Genomic DNA, 24180 nt, shown 5'->3' with positions numbered 1-24180 from the left:
CCCTGCTTTGTAGGGTAAATTCAGGGTATGCCGCTATAGCGGTTTGTTAAGCATAGCGGTTTTTTCAGTTGATCAAGAATAAGTCGATGTCTATTAAGTCAATTTCTTACAGCCACTTGTATACCACGATTGCCACTTGCGGTTATTTTGTTAATACCGACTTCGCGCTACACTGTGGCTCAATTTCGTGAATTATCAGGAAGCGCTATGCATTGCCCATTCTGTTCTGCTGTGGATACCAAAGTGATTGATTCGCGACTGGTTGGAGAGGGGACATCCGTTCGCCGTCGCCGTCAGTGCCTGGTGTGCCATGAGCGTTTCACTACGTTTGAAGTGGCTGAACTGGTAATGCCACGCGTGGTAAAAAGCAATGATGTTCGTGAGCCCTTTAACGAAGATAAATTATGCAGCGGCATGATGAAGGCATTGGAAAAACGCCCGGTTAATTCTGATGATGTCGAAAATGCCATAAGCCACATTAAAACCCAGTTGCGTGCTACTGGAGAACGAGAGGTTCCCAGCAAGATGATTGGCAATCTGGTGATGGATGAGTTGAAAAAGCTGGATAAAGTTGCCTACATTCGCTTTGCCTCTGTTTACCGTAGTTTTGAGGATATCCGCGAGTTTGGTGAAGAGATAGCCCGATTACAGGACTGAAGAATGCAGGATGAAAATTATATGGCGCGGGCGCTGGAACTGGCACGTCGCGGGCAGTTCACCACGACACCAAATCCTAGCGTCGGTTGCGTTATTGTGAAAGATGGCATCATTGTTGGTGAAGGTTATCATCAGAAGGCGGGCGGACCACATGCTGAAGTACATGCGTTACGGATGGCGGGCGAACGGGCGAAGGGCGCAACGGCGTATGTCACTCTGGAGCCCTGTAGCCATTTTGGCCGAACACCACCCTGCTGCGATGCCCTGATTGACGCTGGCGTGGCACGTGTCGTGGCGGCTATGCAGGATCCAAACCCTGAGGTCGCCGGAAGGGGACTGTATCGTATACAGCAGGCTGGGATTGAAGTGAGCCATGGCCTGATGATGCAGGAGGCTGAGGCGATCAATCGCGGCTTCCTGAAACGTATGCGTACGGGATTTCCTTGGGTACAGCTAAAACTCGGTGCTTCGCTTGATGGACGTACGGCGATGGCTTCGGGTGAAAGTCAGTGGATTACGTCACCAGAAGCGCGGCGTGACGTTCAGCGTATGCGTGCGCAAAGTTCCGCGATCCTCAGCAGTAGTGAGACGGTGCTGGTTGATGATCCGTCGCTGACGGTGCGCTGGGAAGAGTTTGATAGCCTGACGCAGGCGAGTTATGCAGAGGATAAACTGCGTCAGCCGGTGAGGGTGATAGTTGACAGCCATAACCGCGTAACGCCTCAGCATCGGCTGATCGGCGAACCGGGAAATAGCTGGCTGGCGCGTCTCACGCCGGATGCAGAAAGTTGGCCGGAAGGGGTTGAGCAACTGACCGTGCCGGCGTTAGATCAACAGTTGGATTTGGTGTCATTGCTGATGCTATTGGGCCAGCGGCAGATCAACACCGTATGGGTTGAGGCAGGGGCAACACTTTCAGGAGCGCTGCTGAGAGCGGGTGTGGTTGATGAAGTGCTGATCTACCTTGCACCGAAACTGCTGGGCGATGCGGCGCGCGGACTGTGCCATCTGCCTGGACTGACACATCTTGCCGATGTGCCTACATTTAGCTTTAGCGATGTGCGGCAGGTTGGACCGGATTTACGCCTGACATTAACGCCGGTTTCCCGCTAGGGTACCGGAAACGTGTCAGGTGGAGGCGTTGCAGGCCGTAGCATGTATCAAGCGATTGATCCTGGCGTTTTACCAGATGAAATGCAGGCCTGCATAAAAGCGAAAGCAGACCGCCAAAGAGTATGTTAGAATCCGCCCCCCTGCGGGGCCAAACAGAACCCTGAAAGGAAGATTATGAAGATTATTGAAGCTGCTGTCGCCACTCCTGATGCACGCGTTGCTATTGTTATCGCGCGTTTCAACAATTTCATCAACGAAAGCCTGCTGGATGGTGCTATTGACGCACTGAAGCGTATTGGCCAGGTTAAAGATGAAAATATCACCGTGGTTTGGGTGCCCGGTGCCTATGAGCTGCCGATGACGGCACGCGCCATTGCCAAAGCGGGCAAACATGACACCGTCATTGCTTTGGGCACCGTGATTCGTGGCGGTACCGCCCACTTCGAATACGTTGCAGGTGAAGCCAGCTCGGGTCTCGCCAGCGTCGCAATGAACAGTGATATTCCCGTTGCTTTCGGCGTATTGACTACCGAGAACATCGAGCAGGCGATTGAACGCGCGGGGACCAAAGCGGGAAATAAAGGCGCGGAAGCCGCGTTGACCGCACTTGAAATGATCAATGTATTGAAAGCCATTAAAGCCTGATTTTAAGGGGAAATTTGTGAAACCTGCTGCACGTCGCCGCGCCCGTGAGTGCGCTGTCCAGGCGCTTTACTCCTGGCAGTTGTCCAAAAACGACATCGCTGATGTCGAATACCAGTTTCTGGCGGAGCAAGACGTCAAAGACGTTGATATCAGCTATTTCCGTGAGTTACTGGTTGGCGTTGCGACCAATGCGGAATATCTGGACGGCCTGATGAAACCTTATCTGTCACGCCAGCTTGAAGAGCTGGGACAGGTTGAGAAAGCCGTACTGCGTATTTCGCTGTTTGAGCTGAGCAAGCGTTCAGATGTGCCGTATAAAGTGGCCATCAATGAAGGCATTGAGCTGGCAAAAATATTTGGTGCCGAAGACAGCCATAAATTTGTCAATGGCGTGCTGGATAAAGCCGCTCCACAGATTCGCCCCAACAGAAAGTAGTCTCCTGAGGCCGGTTGCCCGGCCTTTTTCCTGGTCTTACCGGAACGCATTTATGGCATGTGGCGAATTCGAACTTATCGCGCGTTATTTTAATCGCGTGACAAGCTCTCGTCGCGATGTTGAGAAAGGCATCGGCGACGACTGCGCGTTACTGAACGTACCAGAGAAACAAACGCTGGCGATCAGTACCGATACGCTAGTAGAAGGCATCCACTTCTTACGCGATATTCATCCCTCCGATCTGGGTTACAAGGCGCTGGCAGTAAACCTGAGCGATTTGGCGGCAATGGGCGCCGATCCTGCCTGGCTTACGCTAGCGATCACGCTGCCGGAGGTGGATGAGCAATGGCTAAAAGCCTTCAGCGACAGCCTATTCGAACTGCTTGATTATTATGATATGCAGTTAATTGGCGGGGATACCTCACGCGGGCCGCGAAGCCTGACGCTTGGTATTCATGGGCTGGTGCCGACCGGGCGTGCGCTGAAACGGTCAGGTGCCCGCGTTGGCGACTGGATTTACGTGACCGGTACGCTAGGCGATAGTGCTGCTGGGCTGGCACTATTGCAGCACCATATAAAAATTGCCGATCCCGCTGCCTGTGAAGCATTGATTAAACGTCATTTGCGTCCAATGCCACGTATTCTTCAGGGGCAGGCACTGCGCGATTTAGCCAGCTCAGCCATCGATATCTCCGATGGCCTGATTTCTGATCTGGGCCATGTATTGAAAGCGAGCGAATGCGGTGCACGCATCAACCTTGATGCGCTGCCGTTATCATCCTCACTGTCAGAGCATATTGACAGGCCACTGGCTTTACGCTGGGCGCTGAGCGGGGGGGAAGATTATGAGCTGTGTTTCACCGTTCCTGAAATTAATCGGGGTGCAATTGACGTAGCGCTGGGTCATCTTGGCGTGCCCTTTACCTGTATCGGGCAGATTGCGCCTGAATCCGAAGGTGTCACGCTACTGCAGGACGGGAAACCCGTTGAGGTTAACTTGAAAGGATTCGATCATTTTGACGCGCGATAAAGATATTGCAAAAAGCCGCCTGAAAATGAGTAATCCCTGGCATCTATTGGCTACGGGATTCGGCAGTGGCTTAAGCCGCTGGGTGCCGGGTACGATGGGCTCACTGGCCGCGATTCCTTTTTGGTGGCTGATGACTTTTCTGCCGCTCCAACTCTATTCGCTGCTGGTGATGCTGGGTATTTGCCTGGGTGTTTACCTTTGTCATCGCACGGCAAAAGATATGGGAGTCCACGACCACGGCAGTATTGTCTGGGATGAATTTATCGGGATGTGGATAACCCTGATGGCAATACCGGTAATGAGTTGGCAGTGGGTTGCGGCGGGTTTTGTTATTTTTCGTGTTCTGGATATGTGGAAACCCTGGCCAATTCGCTGGTTCGATCGTAACGTCCATGGTGGTATGGGGATCATGATCGACGATATCATTGCGGGGATCATCTCTGCCGGCATCCTTTACTATCTTGGTTATCACTGGCCATTCTAACCCTTGATACTGCACCTCCGGCCTGTTTTTCCGGGGGAGCAGTGTAGAACATACCAATAAATATCCAGTCTGTACGGCTGTTCCCCTCTCAATCATATTCACATCATTCCCCCCTTGTGTTTTTTGTCTAAACGCTGGCTAAATTTCGATCTCCTTCACAAATATTTTAAAAACCGTGCCGATGTTGAATGTGCATGTTGAACTCTCCTGACGAGGAATATATGGTGACTGTAACGGTTTACTAAAACGTTACAGTTAAATAAGTTCACGATAACGATATGCCGTAATGACCTCAGTATCGGGAGGGCAGGAAAAGGCATCCTAATTCACGTGACGTCACAGGAAATATTATGAAAGCCAATTTACATCTTACTCTACGTTATTTGCTGGTTGCCGCGGGCTTTTGGTTATTCTCTGGATTTGGGCAACAGGCTGTTGCAGCAAGCGATTTACGTGTTTATTCATCACTTACTGCAGATGGTAATTCTGCACATTACATCTGGTTTAAACGATTCCAGGAAAATATTGAAAAAAATCCTCGCCTGAATGATGAAATTAAACTTCACTATTTCCCAAACAGTATGTTGGGGAAAGAGGCTGATGCCACACAGCAAGTGAAAATTGGTGCAATAAATATGATGATTTCAGGAACCTCTATCTGGGCGACCATGGTGCCGCAGATGGGGGTGCTCGATCTCGGTTATTTATTTAAAGATTTTGATCAGGCTGGTGCGGCGTTAGATGGTAAAGCCGGAGAAATGCTTTCTGGCTTAATGTTGCAAAAAGCGAATATCGTGGTGTTGGGGTACGGTTATAACCTCGGCGCAAGAAATATTTTTACTAAAAAAGAAATAGTTAAACCTTCCGACCTGGATAATTTGAAAATTCGTGTATTGCCCGTACCTAATTTTATTGCCACGATAAATCATATGGGAGCCGTTGCGATACCTATGCCTGGCGGCGAAGTCTACTCATCACTGCAAACCGGTGTGATTGATGGTTTGGAGCATGATTCAGCGACGGTGTATGCCAGTAAGTATTATGAAATAATTAAGAATGCTACGCTAACACAACACAGCTATAACCCCATTATGATTGCAATGAATAAAGCCAGCTTCGATCGTATTCCTGCTGATATTCGTCCTGACTTTATTGCTGCAGCGAAAGAGGCGACTGAATATGAGCGGCAACAATATAAAGTTGTTGAACAACAGTCCATTCGTCTTCTGGAAGAGAAAGGTGTGAAGTTTCATAAAACTGATACTGCACTTTTTGCCCAGAAAGTCCGCCCGGTTTGGGATGATTTCCTGAATAAATATCCTGATATGAAACCTGTCGTTGACGAAATTCAAAAAACGGGACAACAGTAAATAATTAAATATAGTGATTCAGGAACAATATATTTCGTCATTTATACCCGAAATGCGTCAATTTACAGATTTGTTGGCTGTATTTTCTGAACAGCGCCGCAAGCGTGACTTCAGATAAAACGAACACATGAATACACAAGTCGAATTGCCAGGGAAGGCATTCTGCTGTGCCCAGGGCTGTAACATTTTTTGCCCCGTTTACTGACAGAAGTAAATGCATGCGTTCGCCATCTTTCGGCAATGTGAATGGCGTTGCGTATAAATCATAACGGGATCGTGTGTTAACAGGAACCGAAAGATGAGGTTCGATATGACAGACTCAACGCTAAAAGTAAAAGCTGCAGAAATTGACCATATCGCAGTGCTAAGCCGGCTTAGTAAAGTACTGGCGACTGCCGCTTCATGGGCCGCTGGCGTGGTATTGTTTGTAGACGTAATGATTGTTTTTTCATCGGTTATCTTTCGCTATTTGCTGCACTCCCCCTTACATTGGGCTGAGGAAATGGCAAGGGCGATGATGGTTGCGCTGGTTTTTTTTGGTGTCGCGGCATCAACCGGACGTGGCGGGCATATCGGGGTTGATATTTTTCAGAAATTCTTTCCCGCATTGCTGCGCCCCTACATTATTCATGCCAGTCGCTGGGTATTGGTTTTGGTGTCGATCGGTTTGTTGATCTCTGGATCGAGCTTATTTGATGCGGCTCGCTCGCAGACAACGGAAACCGGGCTACCACAGATTATCTTCGTTATTCCCGTGGTAACGGGAGCATTGATCATGTGTATCGCTGCGCTGGAGCATGCGCTGCGAGGCCAGCTAAAAGTCATTATCTATAGTGGTGTCGGAATCGTAATACTGGCTGCACTCTCCTGGCTGCAGTTCTCGGTGATGGACGACCCATCATCGTTAGCAACAGCACTGATGTTTGCCTGTTTTGTGGTGGGAATTATCGCAGGAGTCCCCATTGCCTTTACGCTCGGGTTGTCGGCAATGGTATTTTTTATTTTTTCCCCCTCGTTACCGTTTGTGTTTTTCTCGCAGCAGGTAGTTGCGGGCGTTGACCACTTTGTTTTGCTGGCGATCCCATTTTTCCTGTTGGCTGGTGCTGCGATGGAAGTTAACGGGATGTCTACCCGACTGGTGGAGTTAATTGTCCGTGGGATGGGGCGTTTTCGTGGTGGCATGAATATGACCACGGTTCTGTCAATGGCCTTTTTTTCCGGCATATCTGGTTCTAAGTTGGCTGACGTTGCTGCGGTTGGCGGCGTATTAATGCCAGCGGTCAGGCGCGGCAAACAGGATAGCAATGAAGCCGCTGGCGTATTTGCGGCCTCTGCCGTGATGGCCGAAACGATTCCACCGTGCGTTAACCTGATCGTGATGGGATTTATTGCCAATATTTCAATTGGTGCATTGTTTATCGCGGGTATTGTCCCTGCGGCTTTTCTGCTGGTGCTACTGCTAATTGCAGCTAACCGCTTTGGTGGACGGGTAGATATTAGTGAAGCCTATCCGGTCATGCGTTCCCGTAAGCAGTTGTGGCTTGGGGCTGCAGTCGGGTTGCTCATGATTTTTATGATTGGACGCGGTGTGATGCTCGGCATTGCTACCTCAACGGAAATCTCCGCGTTTGCGGTCGTCTACGCCATAATTATTGGTCGTTTGGCATTTGGTGAACTGACGCTTAAAGCTACGATAAAGATGTTCATTGATATGGGAACAATGTCGGGTGTATTGCTGTTTATCGTGGCATGTGCAACTAGCCTTTCGTATGCGTTGACGATCCAAATGATTCCCCAGCAGATTGCCGAGTTGTTGGTCACGGTTGGTCATCAGTATGGCGCCTGGATTTTTCTGTGTCTCAGCATTGTTATTTTGGTTATTTTCGGTGCCGTACTTGAGGGGGCTCCAGCATTAATTATTTTTGCCCCAATTCTGGTCCCGATTGCAACGCAATTAGGTTTTAGCCCTCTACATTTCGGTATCGTGATGATCATGGCGATGGGCTTTGGATTATTTATGCCCCCTATGGGATTAGGTTTATATACCACATGTATGATTTGTGGTGTCGAAATGAAAGATATCGTCAGACCAATGATGAAATATTCTCTGATTGTGTTTGTGGGGATCATTATTGTTTCGCTACTTCCGGTAATGACAACATGGTTACCTCAGCTTGCCGGATATTGATATTGTCTCAGTTTATTTACTAATAGAGGTTCTTGTATGCTAAATGAATTAACGGGTAAACGCGTACTGATCACAGGATCAACGGCGGGAATTGGTCTGGCTACGGCGAAGTTATTTTTACAATACGGCGCTAAAGTGGGAATTAATGGGCGAAATATCATTAAAGATCCTGATATCCTGGCTGAGTTTGATGCTTTACCCGGTGAATATATTCAGCTTGGTGCTGATTTAACGCAGTCTTCACATTGTGAAAAACTGGTGGCCGATTTCGCCGAGCATTTTGGTGGCATTGATGTGTTAATTAATAATGCCGGAGGATTGGGCGGGCGCAGTGCGCTGGAAAATATCGATGATGTATTCTATGACGGCGTGATGGACCTGAATGTCCGGTCAGTGGTGATGGTGACAAAATATGCTATTCCACATCTCCGCCGCTCGGCGCAGGAAAGCGGCAAGACCTCTGCGGTAATCAGTACCGGCTCTATCGCCGGACGCGATGGCGGCGGTGTAGGTGCCGGTTTGTACGGTAGCGCGAAGGCTTGGGTCCACAGTATCCATCGTAACTGGGTAAAAGAATTTACCGGCGATAATATTCGCTTCAATATCGTATCGCCCGGCAGTATTGATACCGCTTTTCATCATGGAAAGAGTGAAGAAGTGCTACAGAAAATGCGTAATTCCATCCCGATGGGGCGTTTCGGCACCAGTGAGGAAGTTGCGCCGACCTATCTGTATCTGGCAAGTCATTCTTTTAGTGGCTATATTACCGGGCAAATCGTTGATATTAACGGTGGTCAAATGGCACCTTAATGACCGCAAGATGTTAAGGGGAGTGCGACGTGGCAGGTATATTCTGAATAATTGAAGTGGTATCAAAACTGCATAAGGAGTCCCCGATACTCAAAGCGAGTGGGGGCCTGGCGCAGATACCGTTTCAGGATATATGAGGTGCGTCGTAGGGATGAAGTAACACGCTGGGAACAGAGATGGCCAATATACGCGATGTAGCACGGCATGCGGACGTATCCGTAAGCACGGTATCGAACGTGATCAATGGACGAACCGATCAAATGCGGCATGAAACGCTACTGCGTATACAGGTTGCTATGCGTGAACTAAATTACCAGCCGAATCGCATTGCCCAGCAGTTAAAAACGGGTCAGGTAAAAATGATTGGTTTACTGGTTCCATCTATTGTTAACCCCAGTTTCGCCGCACTGGCCCGTGAGATCGATCTGGCCGCGAAAGCCTGGGATGGTTATCGTGTTTTGTTGGGTAATACTTATCGTCAGGAAAGCGAAGAAGATACATTTCTCGAAGATATGTTGGCGCATGGTATCAAAGGGGTGATTGTTGCTTCAAGTACGGTAGATAAGCCTCACTTTTTTCAGGCCGCGTCTCAGGGGTTGGTCATGGTCAATTATGACAGCCGAGTTGGTGCGCTATCTGCATCTACGGAACTTCTGTGTGACAGCGTATCGATGGATAATATTGAGGCGGGTCGGATTGCCACCGAATATTTAATTCAGCAAGGGTGCCGGAATTTGGCCTTTGTCACTGAAGCCAGTCATATTATGAGCCGCAGCCATAAAATTACCGGGTTTCATACGGCTATCGCCGGACAGGGTGAGCAGGTAGAGAGCCAGGTTATTGAAGGTAAGGCATCAAAAGCGTATGGCGATACGGAAATGGCAGAATTAGGTCGCGAACTTGCCCGTGACGTCAGTGCCCTTAATCCATCACCAGACGGTATTGTGACTGTGAATGATGCTCTGGCGATAGGTCTAATTGCTGGGTTACGCGATATCGGTATCCGGGTGCCAGAAGATATTTCAGTGGTGGGGATTGATAATATCCCGCTTGCGGGATTAATTAATCCGGGTTTGACATCCGTTATGCCTCCTCTTGCTGAAATGGCCGCTTTAATGATAGAGCGTTTAATTAAAAGGATTGACGATCCGAAAATTAAACCCGAAGCCTTTTTATTTACACCCCGTTTAGTTATTCGTGATTCAGTGCGTAAAAAAAAGTAGTCAGCTTCGCTGAAATGTTTTTATGGCGTCTTTTCGCTATTCCCGCGATTGAATATAAATAAAGGAAATATCATGAGTGAACATCCATGTTCTTACTGTTTTCCACAAAATGAAAGCGTCATATGGAAAAATGAAAAGTGTCGGGTTCTGTTGGTCAATGACAGTGCCTTTACTGGCTGGTGTCGGGTTGTATGGCAAAAACATCAGTCAGAATTGAGTGAGCTGACGGCTGATGAGCGTAATCATATTATTCAGGTGGTCGCTGAGGTTGAAAGAATGATTATTAACGCTATGCAGCCTGCCAAAATGAATTTGGCCAGTCTTGGGACGGGACTTCCGCATCTGCACTGGCATATTATTCCGCGCTATCGTGATGACAGTCATTTTCCAGAGGCGATATGGGGTACAGCATTACGTGAAGGTGAGGTTAGAGCTCTACCGGATACTTTCACTGCGGATATGTCACAGCATTTGGACCGTGTTTTTGGCTAATAATTTTGCTGGTTTATCGATTAATGGACCGGCATCTGTTATCTGCAGTTTGCAGTTTTTAACAGGCATGCGAGGGTGCCCCCGCATGCCTTACACTCAGTTAAAACCGACTACGCTGTGTGGGCGATAGACCGTCTCCAGCTCAGCAATTTCTTCCGATGTTAGCTCAACCTCAACGGCTTTAACCAAATCATCCAGCTGTTCGGCACGTGAAGCACCAATAATGGGAGCGGTAACAACCGGTTTACTGAGCAGCCATGCCAACGCAACCTGCGCACGGCTCACGCCTTTGTCTTTCGCAATAGCTTCAACGCGCTGCGCGATTTGGCCGTCGTTCTCTTCGCTATGGTTGTATAATCCATGGCCTACTTCATCAGATACCGAACGTGCGGTGGTTTCTCCCCAAGGGCGGGTCAGACGGCCTCTTGCCAGTGGGCTCCAGGGCAGGACAGCAATATTTTCTGCCAGGCAAAGCGGATACATTTCGCGCTCTTCTTCGCGCTGAATCAGATTATACTGGTCCTGCATAGTTGAGAAACGCGTCCAGCCATGGCGATCAGCCGTATACAGCGCTTTGGCAAATTGCCAGGCGTACATTGATGAGGCTCCGATATAACGTGCTTTGCCGGCTTTTACCACATCGTGCAACGCTTCCAGCGTCTCTTCTAACGGCGTATTGTAATCCCAGCGATGGATTTGCAGTAAATCGACGTAATCAGTTCCCAGACGTTTCAGGCTATCATCAATCGACTGCATAATTTGAGCGCGTGACAAACCCCGGGGCAGATTGCTCATCTCGTTATAAACTTTTGTTGCGATGATGACGTCTTCCCGGCGGGCATAATCTTTCAGTGCACGACCCACGATCTCTTCACTGCTGCCATCGGAATAGCTGTTTGCCGTATCAAAGAAGTTAATACCGGCTTCAAGAGCCTGTTTAATTAGTGGTCGACTACTCTCTTCGGGCAATGTCCAGGCGTGTTGTCCGCGAGCGGGTTCACCATAGGTCATACAACCTAAACATAAACGTGAAACGTGCAGATCGGTGTTACCTAATTGAATCGTTTTCATTCTAACCCCTGTTATAACGGAACGACCTCATCACCACTCACCTTTGTATTAATTAGGGCGGTTTACGGCATTGGTAGGATTTACTTATAGCATCTGCGTGCGGGATGGCGCACTAAGTAAGTCATTGCAGCACGTAACGAGCTGCAAACTTGAGTCAAAAGATAATAATCGAAGCGCCCCCCACGAGAGGGGAGCGTGAGCGTTTTTACTGTGTGATCCAGGCGTTAATTTGTGCCTGAATGCCTTCGGCATCCAACTGAAAATCGTGGCGGATTTCTTCCTGGGTGCCCTGAGGAATAAAACGATCCGGCAGGCCAAGATTCAAGACCGGGATCCCGACACGTTTTGCCATCAGCACTTCATTCACGCCGCTACCAGCACCGCCTTTAATCGCACCTTCTTCCAGGGTGATAAAGGCTTCATGCGTTTTAGACAATGTCAGAATCAACTCTTCATCGAGCGGTTTAACAAAACGCATATCTACCAGCGTCGCATTAAGCGACTCTGCTACAGTCTGTGCTTCTGGCAGCAACGTGCCGAAGTTCAATATGGCTAACTTTTCACCTTCGTGCCTGATGACGCCTTTACCCAGCGTGAGTGGTGCCAGAGGCTGCAGCGTAGCGCCCGTTCCATTGCCGCGTGGATAGCGTACGGCGCTGGGACCCTGCTGGTAGTGATAGCCTGTGTAGAGCATCTGACGGCATTCGTTCTCATCACTGGGCGTCATGATTACCATTTCCGGGATGCAGCGCAGGAAGGCGATATCAAAAGCGCCCTGGTGTGTTTGCCCATCCGCACCGACGATACCACCGCGATCGATAGCAAACAGGACCGGCAGTTTCTGAATCGCAACATCATGAATCAGTTGATCATATGCGCGCTGCAAAAACGTTGAATAGATAGCGACTACCGGCTTATAGCCGCCAATGGCCAAACCGGCGGCAAAGGTAACGGCATGTTGTTCGGCGATGGCGACATCGAAATATTGCGCCGGGTACTGGCGTGAAAACCCGACCATACCTGAACCTTCACGCATCGCGGGTGTAATGGCCATTAGCTTGTCATCGCTGGCGGCAATTTCGCATAACCAATTACCAAAAATTTTTGAGTAGCTGGGTAGACCCTCTACGCTTTTCGGCAATAGCCCGCTTGCCGGATCGAATTTTGGCACCGCATGCCAACTGATAGGATCCTTTTCGGCAGGAGCATAGCCCTTGCCTTTTTTTGTCATGATGTGTAGAAACTGTGGGCCCTTAAGGTCGCGCATATTCTTTAACGTCTGCACGAGCGCCAACACGTCATGTCCGTCTACCGGACCGATATAATTAAAGCCAAGCTCTTCAAAAAGTGTTCCGGGTACAACCATGCCTTTCAGATGCTCTTCCGTGCGTCTGACCAGCTCCTTGATGGGAGGGAGTCCCGTGAGTACCTTCTTACCGCCTTCACGCAGGCGTGCATAGGTTTTGCCTGAAAGAATCTGAGCAAGCCGGTTATTCAGCGCGCCGACGTTTTCTGAAATCGACATCTCATTATCGTTCAGCACGACCAGAAGATCCGCTTTGATATCTCCAGCGTGATTCATTGCCTCGAATGCCATTCCAGCAGTGATGGCCCCATCGCCAATCACACAAGCGGTACGCCGCCCTTTACCTTCTTTCCCGGCAGCAACTGCCATGCCCAAACCAGCGCTGATAGATGTTGATGAGTGACCCACATTGAGCACATCGTATTCACTTTCATCTCGCCAGGGAAAAGGATGCAGGCCGTTTTTTTGACGGATGGTACCAATTTGGTCACGGCGGCCGGTCAAAATCTTATGTGGATAGGCCTGGTGGCCCACGTCCCACACCAGGTGATCAAACGGCGTGTTATAGACATAATGTAAGGCAACCGTCAGCTCCACCACGCCAAGCCCGGAAGCAAAATGGCCGCTTGAGCGGCTTACGCTGTCCAGCAAATACTGGCGCAGCTCATCACACAGCTTTGGCAGGCTCTCTTTCGGTAGTAAACGCAATTCTTGCACCGAATTTGCCAGGGCTAATGTCGGGTATTTTGCAATATCAAAACTCATCGGAGACTCATCGTGGAAGTTATTTATCGCGTTCGATTATGAAGCTTGCCAGCGCCTGTAACAGCGTTGTATTCAATGATTGGGCGGCAAGCGATTCTAATGCGCTGAGAGCTTCTTTATGAAGGTCCCAGGCTTTTTCACGGGCGTTCTCCAGCCCCATCAGTGCCGGGTAGGTGCTTTTCCCTAAATCTTGATCGGCTCCCTGGCGTTTGCCAAGAACCGCGGTATCACCTACCACATCCAGAATGTCGTCCTGAACCTGGAATGCTAAACCAATTGCGTTGGCATAGCGGTCGAGGGCTGGCAGTGCATCGCGGCCGCGATCGCCAGCAGACAGCGCACCCAAGCGCACCGCCGCGCGAATCAGCGCGCCGGTTTTGTGGCGATGGATTTGTTCCAGCGCTGCTAGATCAATATGTTTTCCCTCGGCGGCTAAATCTAACGCCTGGCCACCACACATTCCGGCAACGCCACTGGCTTGTGCCAGCTCGGAAATCATCGCGATCCGCGACTGAGGTGAAACGCCGGGCATAGGGTCATCTGCCAGAATTGAAAAGGCGAGTGTTTGTAACGCATCACCAGCCAGGATCGCCGTATCCTCACCAAACTTAATATGGCAGGTCGGCTGCCCACGGCGCAGGTTATCATCATCCATAGCTGGAAGATCGTCGTGGATAAGAGAATAGGCATGAATACACTCAATGGCAGCCGCGGGTGCATCAAGGCTGGCCGGATCGGCTTTTAACATCTCCCCCGTGGCGTAAACCAGGAAAGGACGCAGCCGCTTGCCTCCCAATAAGGCGCCATAGCGCATCGCATTCACCAGAGGTGAACTCTGAAAAGGCAAAGGAGCAATAAACCGGGTGAGCGCAATATTGACGCGCTGGTGGTAACCGTAGAGTAGTTTGGCGAAATCCATTATTCGTTATCCGGCATGAAAGGCGTAAGATCGGCATCCTTATCATCGCTTAACAAAATCTGTACGCGTTGTTCGGCCTGCTGCAGTTTTTGCTGGCCGGTACGGGCCAGTTGTACGCCGCGCTCAAATTCATTGAGCGCTTCCTCCAGCGGCAAGTCACCGCTTTCCAGACGCGTCACGATCTGCTCAAGCTGCTGAAGAGATGTTTCAAAACTAGCGGGCTGTTCGGCTTTTTTCGGCATAATACGTATCGGCTCAATAATTTTTCATTATGTTGCAATCGGACATGGTAGCCGACTCGAAATAATTAGCAAAATAATGATAAGGTCGGCGGTTGCTGAAGCAGTCGCCCGTCAAAGGTGGTATACTTTTGCGCCTCGGATGCAAGGGGCTCAGGCTACTTTGCAATACATTGATTTTAACAGTTAAGCGCCTTTGTTTTTAGCACTTAATTGCCCAACGAACCGAACCCGTGCCGCCATGAAGTTTATCATTAAATTGTTCCCTGAAATCACAATCAAAAGCCAATCTGTGCGCTTGCGCTTTATTAAGATCCTTACAGGGAATATTCGTAACGTTCTAAAGCACTACGACGAAACCCTGGCAGTTGTCCGCCATTGGGATCATATCGAAGTGCGCTCCAAAGATGAAAGCCTGCGTGCCACTCTCGTTGATGAGTTAACGCGTATTCCCGGCATTCATCACGTCCTGGCCGTTGAAGATCGCGAGTATACCGATATTCATCATATTTTTGAGCAGACGCTTGAACTTAACCGTGAACGCGTTGCGGGTAAAACTTTCTGTGTGCGTGTTAAACGACGCGGTAAGCATGATTTCAGCTCGCAGGACGTTGAGCGTTATGTTGGGGGTGGTATTAACCAACACGTTGCCAGTGCACAGGTAAAACTTAATCATCCGGAAGTGACGGTTAATCTTGAGATTGAAGATGATCGCCTGCTGTTGGTGACCGGGCGCTATGAAGGTTTAGGTGGTTTCCCGATCGGTACCCAGGAAGATGTGCTGTCGTTGATATCTGGTGGCTTTGATTCCGGTGTTTCCAGCTATATGTTGATGCGCCGTGGCTGCCGAGTGCACTACTGCTTCTTTAATCTCGGCGGCGCTGCGCATGAGATTGGGGTGCGCCAGGTTGCGTATTATCTCTGGAAACGTTTTGGCAGTTCACACCGCGTACGTTTTGTGGCCATTAATTTTGAGCCGGTAGTGGGCGAGATTCTGGAAAACGTTGACGATGGTCAGATGGGGGTAGTGCTGAAGCGTATGATGGTACGCGCAGCGTCCCGCGTCGCGGAACGCTATGGCGTGCAGGCGCTCGTTACTGGAGAAGCGTTGGGGCAAGTATCGAGCCAGACATTAACTAATCTGCGATTGATCGACAACGCGTCAGATACGCTGATCCTGCGTCCGCTGATTTCCCACGATAAAGAGCACATCATCAATCTGGCACGCCAGATTGGCACCGAGGATTTTGCGCGCACCATGCCGGAATATTGTGGCGTGATCTCGAAAAGCCCGACGGTGAAAGCGGTGAAGACAAAAATTGAGGCCGAAGAGCAAAACTTCGATTTTGCTATCCTCGATAAAGTCGTGGCGGAGGCGACGAACGTTGATATTCGTGAAATCGCTGAGCGAGCTCAGGAAGAGGTAGTCGAAGTCGAGACGGTGGTTTCGTTCAGCGATAACGACACGGTGCTGGATATTCGTTCCGTTGATGAGCAGGATGCGAAGCCTCTGCACATTGAAGGAATGGCGGTAAAATCGTTGCCGTTTTATAAACTCAGTACCCAGTTTGGTGATTTAGACCAGAGTAAAACATGGCTGCTGTATTGCGAGCGCGGTGTGATGAGTCGTTTGCAGGCGCTGTATCTGCATGAGCAGGGCTTTAAAAATGTGAAGGTTTATCGCCCCTGAGTCTAAGCCCCCTCAATGAGGGGGTTGTTTTATGCCGTCAGCGGCAGGTTTAGTCTACCCATTCCCGATAATCATAAATCCCTGCTGCCAGAACCAGCTGCGATGCCACTTCATGCGCTTTTTCTTTACTCAGCAGCAGGTCGATAATTTTTAGTGCAAAATCGATAGCCGTACCGGGCCCCTGGCTGGTCAGCAAATTTACGCGCGGATCCCATACCACCCGTTTATCCATCCATTTCTCTTCAGGAATAGTGCTTTTCAGGCCGGGAAAACCGGTCATATTCCCAACGGGAAATAGGTTGTGCGGGACTAAAACCGTCCCGGCTGCAGCACAAATAGCAGCAACGATACGCCCTGAGAGATGAAACTGACGTATGGTTTCCACCATCAGCGTACTGTCACGAAAAGCCTCTGCACCTTTTAAGCCGCCAGGAAGCACTACGGCTGCAAAGTCGTTGTCGGCGACTTCAACTAAGGGCGCATCAGCCAGCAGTCGCACGCCGCGGGAGCATACGATTTCGCGTTCGCCGTTTTCAGCTACGCTGGCGGTGGTCACGTCGATGCCGGCTCTCACCAGCAGATCGATGACGGTAACGGCTTCGGTTTCTTCAGTTCCATGTGCCAGGCAAACCAGCACCGATGCGTTCACGCTCATAATCTTGTTCCTTTCGCTTAACCAATTCATAAATACGGCTGTTTTCTGGCGTGGCGATCCCCTGCGCGCGCGCGCGCCGCATAAGGTAGCCGGTGATGTATTCAATCTCCGTTCGCCGCTGGTTGCGGATATCCTGTAGCATTGAAGAGGTATTTTCTGCGGTCGTATCGATGACTGCCAGCACATAGTCCATCAGGCTGCTACGTGAGGTATGTTGGCCTTCACGCTCCATCACATTGGCCACTTCCTGACACAGTCGGCTTATTTCATCCCGGTGAGCCGCAAGATCGCCATTGCGGCAATTATAAATCACGGTCAACGGATTAATGACACAGTTCACTGCGAGCTTTTGCCAACTGGCTGAAGCGATATGATTATGCCAGGCAACGTCAGGTAGAGACTGATGCAGAATTTCAGCCAGTTCACTTAGCGCTGCACCATCTGGCGTAGCCGGGCCGATGTGTGTTATGCCGCTGGCAACGTGAACGATCACAGTACCGTCTTGTCTCGCTGCATGAGTTGTCACGCCCTGCAGGATCGGTTGGGACACGTTGCTTAGCTCTTCCAACGTCCCCATGCCGTTATGAATCAACAAAATAGGGCAATCAGGCGGTAGCAGTGGCTGCAAATTATGGACGGCTTCGGAAACCTGCCACGCTTTTAGCGTTACTAACAACAAGTCGCTTTCTGCCAAAAACAGAGGATCGTTGGCAATAAACGTCTCATTGACGACGGTTCCGTCTAAATTGATAACGTTAACGGAACAGTACGGTTGTGGTACACGAAGCCATCCCTGAACTTCATGGCCTTGTTGGGCAAGCGCAGATAACCAGATTTGCCCTAACGCTCCGCATCCTAAAACGGTAATCTTCATTCTTCCTCCCCGCGTGCGGGTTATTCATCTAGCCATAGCTTTGCTTTAATTATAGCTTTCTGTGCTGGTGGTTTTCTTTGCCCGCTGCAAGCGGGTATTATGCATGCCACTTTGTAATCTGGAGAATAAATCATGCCATCTTTCGATATCGTCTCTGAAATTGATATGCAGGAAGTGCGTAATGCCGTTGAAAATGCTAACCGGGAACTGGCGAGCCGTTTTGATTTTCGCGGCGTGACCGCCAGCTTCGAGATAAATGAGAAAAATGAGTCGATAAAAGTGCTCAGTGAATCTGATTTTCAGGTGAAACAACTGGTAGATATTTTGCGTGAAAAATTACTTAAACGCGGAATTGAAGGAGCTGCGCTGGAAGTGCCTGAGCAGATAGAGCACAGCGGTAAGCATTGGAGTGTTGATGCCAGGATGAAGCAGGGTATTGAAACTGACATTGCGAAGAAAATTGTTAAGCTCATTAAAGATAGCAAAATCAAAGTTCAGCCGCAGATTCAGGGTGATGAAGTTCGTGTTAATGGCAAATCACGTGATGATCTGCAAAGTGCCATGGCATTAGTGAAAAAAGGTGATTTGGGACAACCGTTCCAGTTCAAAAATTTTCGCGATTAAAGTGGTTTTGCGGACGTTTTTTTTATTCCTGACCGCGGTTACGATGACCACGCATTGCCCTCAGTTTACAGGCTGAGGGCAATGCTGAAATCCAATGATTACGCAGATGCGACTAAAGCTTCCAGCTCAATACGGTTAGTCACTTTACTGTCGATCTTCACGTAGGCGCTTTTCTCTTCCGGCACAATGAAGACTGATGTTACACCCGGCTGTGCCATCAGACGTTTTTCCAGCGCTTCCCTATCGTAACTATCCTCGGTGAGTATAATCCGCAGACTGCTAACATAAGGTGGTTCGTGCATGGTGCTACTGACGACCAGCCAAATCGCTGCGAGGATAGCACCGAAAAGAAATACGGTTTGTGCGTCAATGTTGCCAAAAATCCAGCCGCCCAAGCTGCCGCCCAGTGCAACACCGATAAACTGGCTGGTGGAGTAAACCCCCATCGCTGTACCTTTGTAACCAGCGGGTGACTCTTTACTGATAAGTGAAGGCAGAATCGCTTCCATCAGGTTAAAAGCCAGGAAAAATAGCTGCACACCGACGACTAGCGTCCAGAAATGATTTCCTGCGCCCCAAAGCACAATTTCGGCGACCAGAATGAGCGCGACACAGCCAATAAACACGCGCTTCATCCGACGTTTGACTTCGGCATAGATAATAAATGGCACCACGCCGGCAAAGGCGATCAGCATTGTTACCAGATACACTTTCCAGTGCTGCTCCGGCGGGAAACCCGCCAGTTCAAACTGGCCGGGCAGCGCAACGAAGCTTGCCATCAGCAGTATGTGTAGGCAAAGGATACCAAAATTCAGCTGTAACAAGCGTGGATTTGCCAGGACCTCGCGGATACTGCCTTTAACCATACCGGATTCACGATTTAACGTGTGATGGGACGCAGAAGGAACCACCAGCAGCGTAATGATAATGCCGCCGGTGGCAAGCACTGCGATCATCCAGAATAGGGCATGAAGGCCTAACGCATGAGTTATTAGTGGGCCAAGGACCATCGCAATAGCGAAGGTGATTCCAAAACTAATGCCAATAAAGGCCATAGCTTTGGTTCGGTTTTGCTCACGCGTCAGATCTGATAGCAGGGCCATTACCGCGGCCGCAATAGCGCCAGAACCTTGCAGGGCACGTCCTAAAATAACTCCCCAGATCGAGGTCGTGCTTGCGGCAATAACACTACCCAGTACAAATACCATTAAGCCTGCAACGATAAGTGGCTTACGGCCAATACGATCGGAAAGCAGGCCGAAGGGAATTTGAAACACCGCCTGCGCCAGGCCATAGATACCGATGGCAAGCCCAATCAGAGCTTCACTTGCACCCTGAAGCGCCATGCCATAAGTAGTGAGAACGGGGAGCACCATAAACATTCCCAGCATACGCAGGGAAAACACTGTACCAAGACCCCAGGTCGCACGGCGTTCGGCTGGAGTCATTTTGTTATCGTTCATTACGACCTCAGTTAGAATCTATTCCAGCAGGCACGAGAGTCTATGCCGCACATCGGGGTGAAACACACACCTTGCCTGCTTTGTAGGAAAAAGCTGGCTAACAAATAAACGAGCCTGATGGAATAAAGTCTTTGTTTGCCCAGCATATTTTAAGGGGCAGGGCAGGGCGGGTAAAACAATAGTTATTAAGCAGTGGTAACAAAAAGAAAGAGCACGAGACTTCCTGTGGCTCATGCTGAATTGACAGCATCAGACGAGGAAGTACGCGCGCTCTTTATCGTGCGTTTGTTATTGCTTACCAGACGTAGGTCAGCAAATCCTTAGAGGCGGGAGCCATGAAGTCTACTGACATCATCACACTTAACGATGTAATTGCAATGATTGAGAAGACAAACAGTTTACGCGCCCAGACACCGTCGTTAGAAGTTTTATAACCTCTCAGCGCCATGCCCAGCCACCACATGCTCACCGCAGCAGCTACCACCAAATATTTGTAACCTGCATAACCACTCAGGGTCAGCATCAGCGTGGCCACCATAAACGCGATAATGTAGAGCGTAATATGGTTTTTGGCTACAGAGATACCTTTTACTACAGGTAAAACCGGGATATTCGCTGCCTGATAATCTTTAAAGCGGAAGATGGCAATCGCGTACGAATGCGGCATCTGCCACAGGCTAAAGATCGCCAGCAGAATAAACGCCCCGGCATCAAACTCATTAGTGACTGCACAGTAGCCAATCACTGGCGGTGCTGCACCCGAAAGACTGCCAATCAGCGTGCCGTAGACTGATTTACGTTTCATATACAGACTGTATATGCCGACGTAAACCACAAAGCCCATCACCGCCAGCCACATGGCCAGCGGATTAGCGCCAAGGTAAAGCAACGCGAAGCCAGCAATACCCAGAACGGTTGCGTAAACCAAGGTTACTTTCGGCGAGATGAGCCCTTTGACCAGCACTCGATTCTTTGTTCTCTCCATTTTTTTGTCGATGTCACGGTCGATAAAGTTGTTGTAAACACAACCCGATGCGACCACCAGTGAGACACCGACCAGGGTGGTGAGAAACAGGAAATAATCAATGCTGCCCTTAGAGGCCAACAGAAATCCCCCGATGACAGAAATTAAATTTCCGAAAATAATTCCTGGTTTCGTTACTTGCAGGTATTGCTTAATCATCACAGGCGACTCTTTAGTGGGCCATCATGTTGTAGTTGAGGTTCCACATGATCCATATCGAGCCAACAACAACTATCAGAATGATGATTGCCGCGAAAACAATGGCAACCAAGTTCCAACGCTCTTCAGAAGAGGTGTTCAGGTGCAGGAAGTAAACCAGGTGCACCAGCACCTGAATGACCGCACACACCAGAACGGTACCCAGGATAGCACCTTGAGAGGCGCTACCATCCATCACCATCCAGAAGGGGATACCCGTCAGAATAATCGACAGGATAAAGCCGATCATATAAGACTTCACGCTACCGTGAGCGGCACCATGTTCGTTAGCAGAATGACTCATTACATGGCCCCCAACAGATAGACGATGGTGAATACACAAATCCATACCACGTCAAGGAAGTGCCAGAACATACTCAGGCACATAATACGGGTACGGTTAGTTGGCGTCAGACCGCGTTTCGCGATCTGGTACATCAGCACAAGCATCCAGATCAGACCTGAGGTCACGTGCAGACCGTGAGTACCTACCAGCGTAAAGAAGCCGGATAAGAAACCACTACGCTGTGGGCCAAAGCCTTCAACGATCAGATTATGGAACTCATAAATCTCCATACCGATAAAGCCGACACCGAACAGGAAGGTTAATGCCAGCCAACCGTTAACGGCTGCTTTGCTCCCTTTGTTCATACTAATGACGGCAAAGCCATAGGTAATGGAGCTGAACAAAAGCAGTGCAGTTTCAACCAGTACGAACGGCAGCTCAAAAATATCCTTGCCTGCCGGACCGCCTGCAGTGTTGTTCACCATAACTGCATAGGTTGCAAACAGGGTTGCAAAGATAATGCAGTCGCTCATCAGGTAGATCCAGAAGCCAAATACTTTATTGGCCCCTGCATCGTGATGCCCATGCTCCGCATGGGCGTCGTGGTGTTTACTCAGAGTTTCAGTTGACATTATTTCAGACCTGCCTGGGTAATTTCGTCAAAGTGCTGATTCTCGATTTTCTCGACTTCTTTCACTGGCACATAGTAATCAACGTCTTCGTCAAAGCTCTTAATAATCCAGCTCACAATCATGCCGAGGAACGTTAATCCAACTAACCACCAAATGTGCCAGATTGCAGCGAAACCAAAGATCATACTGAAGAAGGCGATGATGACACCCGCGCCGCTGTTTTTCGGCATATGGATCTCTTCATAATGTGCTGGCTTTTTATAAGCCTCACCTTTCTCTTTCATTTCCCAGAATGCATCGCGTTCATGGACCTCAGGGATAACCGCAAAGTTATAGAACGGCGGAGGAGACGATGTTGCCCACTCCAGCGTACGTCCGCCCCATGGGTCGCCAGTCAGATCGCGGTTCTGATCGCGGTCACGTACAGATACCCAGAACTGAATAACCTGGCAAAGTACACCCAGAGCAATCAGTGCGGCACCACAGGCTGCAACAACCAGCAGCGGGTGGAACTGAGGATCGATATCCTGGCTCAAACGACGCGTCATTCCCATGAAGCCCAGTGCATACAGCGGCATAAAGGCAACGAAGAAACCGATAATCCAGAACCAGAAGGCGCGAATACCCCATTTTTCATTCAGCGTAAAGCCGAATGCTTTCGGGAACCAGTAAGTCACGCCAGCAAAGCAACCGAACACCACACCACCGATAATAACGTTATGGAAGTGCGCAATCAGGAAAAGACTGTTGTGCAGGACAAAGTCAGCACCTGGAACTGCCAGCAGTACCCCTGTCATCCCACCTACGGAGAAGGTGACCAGGAAGCCAACGGTCCATAACATGGCAGAGTGCATCTGAATGCGTCCCTGGTACATGGTGAACAGCCAGTTAAAGATTTTAACGCCGGTTGGAATGGCGATAATCATCGTCATGATGCCGAAGAAGGCATTAACGTTGGCACCTGCACCCATAGTGAAGAAGTGGTGCAGCCATACGATAAAGGACAGGATAGTAATAACAACCGTTGCCCAAACTAACGAGGTGTAACCAAACAGGCGTTTTTTAGAGAAGGTGGCAACCACTTCGGAGAACACACCGAAGACAGGTAGAACCAGAATATATACTTCCGGATGGCCCCAGACCCAGATCAGGTTGACATACATCATCATGTTGCCGCCCATATCATTGGTGAAGAAATGGAAGCCCAGATAACGGTCAAGGGTTAGCAATGCCAGCGTCACGGTCAGTACCGGGAAGGAGGCGATGATTAGGACGTTAGTACAGAGTGAAGCCCAGGTAAACACCGGCATTTTGAACATGGTCATACCCGGTGCACGCATTTTCAGGATCGTAACGAAGAAGTTAATCCCGGTTAATGTGGTCCCAATGCCGGATATCTGCAGGCTCCATATCCAATAGTCGACGCCGACTCCTGGACTGTATTCCGCGCCAGAAAGGGGAGGGTAAGCCAGCCAACCGGTTTGTGCAAACTCGCCTACGCCCAGTGACAGGTTAACCAGAACAACACCTACAGCGGTAAACCAGAAGCTGAGGTTGTTCAGGAACGGGAAGGCCACGTCACGCGCGCCGATTTGTAGAGGAACAGCAATGTTCATCAAACCGACAACGAACGGCATCGCCACGAAAAAGATCATTATCACACCATGCGCGGTGAAGATCTGGTCGTAGTGATGAGGTGGAAGAAACCCGGCTTCGCCAGCCGAGGCGAGCACCTGCTGGCTGCGCATCATTACGGCATCGGCAAAGCCGCGTAGTAACATGACGAACGCCATAATAATATACATGATGCCGAGGCGTTTATGGTCGATAGACGTTAGCCACTCGGTCCATAAATACTTCCACTTACCGAAGTATGTGATTGCCGCAACCAGCGCCAGACCACCAAGAATGATGGCGGCAACCGTGACCACGATAATCGGCTCGTGATACGGCACTGCGTCCAGTGTTAATTTTCCTAACATCGTT

The 24180-nt window shown here is 49.6% G+C and carries 24 protein-coding genes; 13 read left to right on the top strand and 11 right to left on the bottom strand.

Going from position 1 to position 24180, the window contains the following annotated elements; genetic code table 11:
* Positions 1 to 207: 207 nt before the first annotated feature.
* The 11 genes from nrdR to J1C60_RS13410 all read left to right on the top strand — a co-directional run bounded on the left by nrdR (position 208) and on the right by J1C60_RS13410 (position 10448).
* Complete coding sequence (nrdR, locus tag J1C60_RS13460; RefSeq protein WP_128179289.1) at positions 208 to 657, top strand: transcriptional regulator NrdR; 450 nt, start codon at positions 208 to 210, stop codon at positions 655 to 657.
* Positions 658 to 660: 3 nt separating this feature from the next.
* Complete coding sequence (gene ribD / locus J1C60_RS13455; RefSeq protein WP_128179290.1) at positions 661 to 1770, top strand: bifunctional diaminohydroxyphosphoribosylaminopyrimidine deaminase/5-amino-6-(5-phosphoribosylamino)uracil reductase RibD; 1110 nt, start codon at positions 661 to 663, stop codon at positions 1768 to 1770.
* Positions 1771 to 1944: 174 nt separating this feature from the next.
* Positions 1945 to 2415, top strand: a complete 471-nt coding sequence (gene ribH, locus J1C60_RS13450) for a 6,7-dimethyl-8-ribityllumazine synthase (protein ID WP_128179291.1) — start codon at positions 1945 to 1947, stop codon at positions 2413 to 2415.
* A 16-nt stretch (positions 2416 to 2431) separates the two neighbouring features.
* A complete protein-coding gene (nusB, locus tag J1C60_RS13445; protein ID WP_128179292.1) occupies positions 2432 to 2851 on the top strand; it encodes a transcription antitermination factor NusB in 420 nt (139 codons plus the stop codon).
* A 52-nt stretch (positions 2852 to 2903) separates the two neighbouring features.
* Positions 2904 to 3881, top strand: a complete 978-nt coding sequence (gene thiL / locus J1C60_RS13440; RefSeq protein WP_128179293.1) for a thiamine-phosphate kinase — start codon at positions 2904 to 2906, stop codon at positions 3879 to 3881.
* On the top strand, positions 3862 to 4365 hold the full coding sequence (pgpA, locus tag J1C60_RS13435; protein WP_268967048.1) for a phosphatidylglycerophosphatase A: 504 nt from the start codon (positions 3862 to 3864) through the stop codon (positions 4363 to 4365). The genes thiL and pgpA overlap by 20 nt, the downstream gene beginning before the upstream one ends.
* Positions 4366 to 4715: 350 nt before the next feature.
* On the top strand, positions 4716 to 5735 hold the full coding sequence (locus J1C60_RS13430; protein WP_128179294.1) for a TRAP transporter substrate-binding protein: 1020 nt from the start codon (positions 4716 to 4718) through the stop codon (positions 5733 to 5735).
* 310 nt (positions 5736 to 6045) lie between these two features.
* Positions 6046 to 7923, top strand: a complete 1878-nt coding sequence (locus J1C60_RS13425; protein WP_128179295.1) for a TRAP transporter large permease — start codon at positions 6046 to 6048, stop codon at positions 7921 to 7923.
* A 36-nt stretch (positions 7924 to 7959) separates the two neighbouring features.
* A complete protein-coding gene (locus J1C60_RS13420) occupies positions 7960 to 8733 on the top strand; it encodes an SDR family NAD(P)-dependent oxidoreductase (RefSeq protein WP_128179296.1) in 774 nt (257 codons plus the stop codon).
* 176 nt (positions 8734 to 8909) lie between these two features.
* Positions 8910 to 9956 carry a LacI family DNA-binding transcriptional regulator gene (locus J1C60_RS13415; protein WP_128179297.1) on the top strand — a complete coding sequence of 349 codons (1047 nt, stop codon included), beginning with the start codon at positions 8910 to 8912 and terminating at the stop codon, positions 9954 to 9956.
* A gap of 72 nt (positions 9957 to 10028) precedes the next feature.
* Positions 10029 to 10448, top strand: a complete 420-nt coding sequence (locus tag J1C60_RS13410) for an HIT family protein (protein WP_128179298.1) — start codon at positions 10029 to 10031, stop codon at positions 10446 to 10448.
* Positions 10449 to 10544: 96 nt separating this feature from the next.
* Here the strand turns inward: J1C60_RS13410 and J1C60_RS13405 are convergent, their stop codons facing one another.
* The 4 genes from J1C60_RS13405 to xseB form a co-directional block, all read right to left on the bottom strand.
* Positions 10545 to 11519: an aldo/keto reductase gene (locus J1C60_RS13405; RefSeq protein WP_128179299.1), complete on the bottom strand. Its 975-nt coding sequence runs from the start codon at positions 11517 to 11519 to the stop codon at positions 10545 to 10547.
* A 205-nt stretch (positions 11520 to 11724) separates the two neighbouring features.
* Positions 11725 to 13590 (bottom strand): 1-deoxy-D-xylulose-5-phosphate synthase, encoded by a 1866-nt coding sequence (dxs, locus tag J1C60_RS13400; RefSeq protein ID WP_128179300.1) that lies wholly within the window; start codon positions 13588 to 13590, stop codon positions 11725 to 11727.
* 19 nt (positions 13591 to 13609) lie between these two features.
* Positions 13610 to 14509 carry a (2E,6E)-farnesyl diphosphate synthase gene (gene ispA / locus J1C60_RS13395; protein ID WP_128179301.1) on the bottom strand — a complete coding sequence of 300 codons (900 nt, stop codon included), beginning with the start codon at positions 14507 to 14509 and terminating at the stop codon, positions 13610 to 13612.
* The gene (gene xseB, locus J1C60_RS13390; protein ID WP_128179302.1) at positions 14509 to 14751 is read right to left on the bottom strand and encodes an exodeoxyribonuclease VII small subunit; all 243 of its coding nucleotides are present in this window, start codon (positions 14749 to 14751) and stop codon (positions 14509 to 14511) included. Before xseB ends, ispA begins: the two co-directional genes overlap by 1 nt.
* A gap of 238 nt (positions 14752 to 14989) precedes the next feature.
* Between xseB and thiI the strand changes: the two genes are divergently transcribed.
* Positions 14990 to 16438 carry a tRNA uracil 4-sulfurtransferase ThiI gene (gene thiI, locus J1C60_RS13385; RefSeq protein WP_128179303.1) on the top strand — a complete coding sequence of 483 codons (1449 nt, stop codon included), beginning with the start codon at positions 14990 to 14992 and terminating at the stop codon, positions 16436 to 16438.
* A 49-nt stretch (positions 16439 to 16487) separates the two neighbouring features.
* Here thiI and yajL read toward each other — a convergent pair whose 3' ends face one another.
* Together yajL and panE are read right to left on the bottom strand one after the other, a co-directional pair.
* The gene (gene yajL / locus J1C60_RS13380) at positions 16488 to 17093 is read right to left on the bottom strand and encodes a protein deglycase YajL (RefSeq protein WP_128179304.1); all 606 of its coding nucleotides are present in this window, start codon (positions 17091 to 17093) and stop codon (positions 16488 to 16490) included.
* Positions 17047 to 17967, bottom strand: a complete 921-nt coding sequence (gene panE, locus J1C60_RS13375) for a 2-dehydropantoate 2-reductase (RefSeq protein WP_128179305.1) — start codon at positions 17965 to 17967, stop codon at positions 17047 to 17049. Before panE ends, yajL begins: the two co-directional genes overlap by 47 nt.
* A 132-nt stretch (positions 17968 to 18099) precedes the next feature.
* On the opposite strand from panE, the gene J1C60_RS13370 reads away from it, so the two are divergent.
* Positions 18100 to 18591, top strand: coding sequence for a YajQ family cyclic di-GMP-binding protein (locus J1C60_RS13370; RefSeq protein WP_128179306.1), 492 nt, complete (start codon positions 18100 to 18102; stop codon positions 18589 to 18591).
* 98 nt (positions 18592 to 18689) lie between these two features.
* Here the strand turns inward: J1C60_RS13370 and J1C60_RS13365 are convergent, their stop codons facing one another.
* The 5 genes from J1C60_RS13365 to cyoB form a co-directional block, all read right to left on the bottom strand.
* Complete coding sequence (locus J1C60_RS13365; protein WP_128179307.1) at positions 18690 to 20054, bottom strand: MFS transporter; 1365 nt, start codon at positions 20052 to 20054, stop codon at positions 18690 to 18692.
* Between the two features lie 295 nt (positions 20055 to 20349).
* Positions 20350 to 21237, bottom strand: a complete 888-nt coding sequence (cyoE, locus tag J1C60_RS13360) for a heme o synthase (protein WP_128179438.1) — start codon at positions 21235 to 21237, stop codon at positions 20350 to 20352.
* A gap of 13 nt (positions 21238 to 21250) precedes the next feature.
* Complete coding sequence (locus J1C60_RS13355; protein WP_128179308.1) at positions 21251 to 21580, bottom strand: cytochrome o ubiquinol oxidase subunit IV; 330 nt, start codon at positions 21578 to 21580, stop codon at positions 21251 to 21253.
* Complete coding sequence (locus J1C60_RS13350; protein ID WP_128179309.1) at positions 21580 to 22194, bottom strand: cytochrome o ubiquinol oxidase subunit III; 615 nt, start codon at positions 22192 to 22194, stop codon at positions 21580 to 21582. The genes J1C60_RS13355 and J1C60_RS13350 overlap by 1 nt, the downstream gene beginning before the upstream one ends.
* Positions 22194 to 24176: a cytochrome o ubiquinol oxidase subunit I gene (gene cyoB / locus J1C60_RS13345; protein ID WP_128179310.1), complete on the bottom strand. Its 1983-nt coding sequence runs from the start codon at positions 24174 to 24176 to the stop codon at positions 22194 to 22196. The genes J1C60_RS13350 and cyoB overlap by 1 nt, the downstream gene beginning before the upstream one ends.
* Positions 24177 to 24180 lie beyond the last annotated feature (4 nt).

The organism is [Pantoea] beijingensis (genome assembly GCF_022647505.1).
Lineage (GTDB): Bacteria > Pseudomonadota > Gammaproteobacteria > Enterobacterales > Enterobacteriaceae > Erwinia > Erwinia beijingensis.
The sequence above is the reverse complement of the archived record's forward strand: the minus strand, read 5'-3'. Positions and strand labels throughout refer to the sequence as shown.

Excerpts from the sequence above, each read along its gene's own strand:
- cyoB (WP_128179310.1), bottom strand. The coding sequence starts at position 24,176 with ATGTTAGGAAAATTAACACTGGACGCAGTGCCGTATCACGAGCCGATT.
- J1C60_RS13355 (WP_128179308.1), bottom strand. The coding sequence starts at position 21,580 with ATGAGTCATTCTGCTAACGAACATGGTGCCGCTCACGGTAGCGTGAAG.
- J1C60_RS13410 (WP_128179298.1), top strand. The coding sequence starts at position 10,029 with ATGAGTGAACATCCATGTTCTTACTGTTTTCCACAAAATGAAAGCGTC.
- J1C60_RS13415 (WP_128179297.1), top strand. The coding sequence starts at position 8,910 with ATGGCCAATATACGCGATGTAGCACGGCATGCGGACGTATCCGTAAGC.
- J1C60_RS13420 (WP_128179296.1), top strand. The coding sequence starts at position 7,960 with ATGCTAAATGAATTAACGGGTAAACGCGTACTGATCACAGGATCAACG.
- J1C60_RS13350 (WP_128179309.1), bottom strand. The coding sequence starts at position 22,194 with ATGTCAACTGAAACTCTGAGTAAACACCACGACGCCCATGCGGAGCAT.
- thiL (WP_128179293.1), top strand. The coding sequence starts at position 2,904 with ATGGCATGTGGCGAATTCGAACTTATCGCGCGTTATTTTAATCGCGTG.
- ribD (WP_128179290.1), top strand. The coding sequence starts at position 661 with ATGCAGGATGAAAATTATATGGCGCGGGCGCTGGAACTGGCACGTCGC.
- ispA (WP_128179301.1), bottom strand. The coding sequence starts at position 14,509 with ATGGATTTCGCCAAACTACTCTACGGTTACCACCAGCGCGTCAATATT.
- J1C60_RS13405 (WP_128179299.1), bottom strand. The coding sequence starts at position 11,519 with ATGAAAACGATTCAATTAGGTAACACCGATCTGCACGTTTCACGTTTA.
- xseB (WP_128179302.1), bottom strand. The coding sequence starts at position 14,751 with ATGCCGAAAAAAGCCGAACAGCCCGCTAGTTTTGAAACATCTCTTCAG.
- cyoE (WP_128179438.1), bottom strand. The coding sequence starts at position 21,237 with ATGATTAAGCAATACCTGCAAGTAACGAAACCAGGAATTATTTTCGGA.
- J1C60_RS13425 (WP_128179295.1), top strand. The coding sequence starts at position 6,046 with ATGACAGACTCAACGCTAAAAGTAAAAGCTGCAGAAATTGACCATATC.
- ribH (WP_128179291.1), top strand. The coding sequence starts at position 1,945 with ATGAAGATTATTGAAGCTGCTGTCGCCACTCCTGATGCACGCGTTGCT.
- panE (WP_128179305.1), bottom strand. The coding sequence starts at position 17,967 with ATGAAGATTACCGTTTTAGGATGCGGAGCGTTAGGGCAAATCTGGTTA.
- thiI (WP_128179303.1), top strand. The coding sequence starts at position 14,990 with ATGAAGTTTATCATTAAATTGTTCCCTGAAATCACAATCAAAAGCCAA.
- J1C60_RS13430 (WP_128179294.1), top strand. The coding sequence starts at position 4,716 with ATGAAAGCCAATTTACATCTTACTCTACGTTATTTGCTGGTTGCCGCG.
- J1C60_RS13365 (WP_128179307.1), bottom strand. The coding sequence starts at position 20,054 with ATGAACGATAACAAAATGACTCCAGCCGAACGCCGTGCGACCTGGGGT.
- yajL (WP_128179304.1), bottom strand. The coding sequence starts at position 17,093 with ATGAGCGTGAACGCATCGGTGCTGGTTTGCCTGGCACATGGAACTGAA.
- dxs (WP_128179300.1), bottom strand. The coding sequence starts at position 13,590 with ATGAGTTTTGATATTGCAAAATACCCGACATTAGCCCTGGCAAATTCG.
- J1C60_RS13370 (WP_128179306.1), top strand. The coding sequence starts at position 18,100 with ATGCCATCTTTCGATATCGTCTCTGAAATTGATATGCAGGAAGTGCGT.
- nrdR (WP_128179289.1), top strand. The coding sequence starts at position 208 with ATGCATTGCCCATTCTGTTCTGCTGTGGATACCAAAGTGATTGATTCG.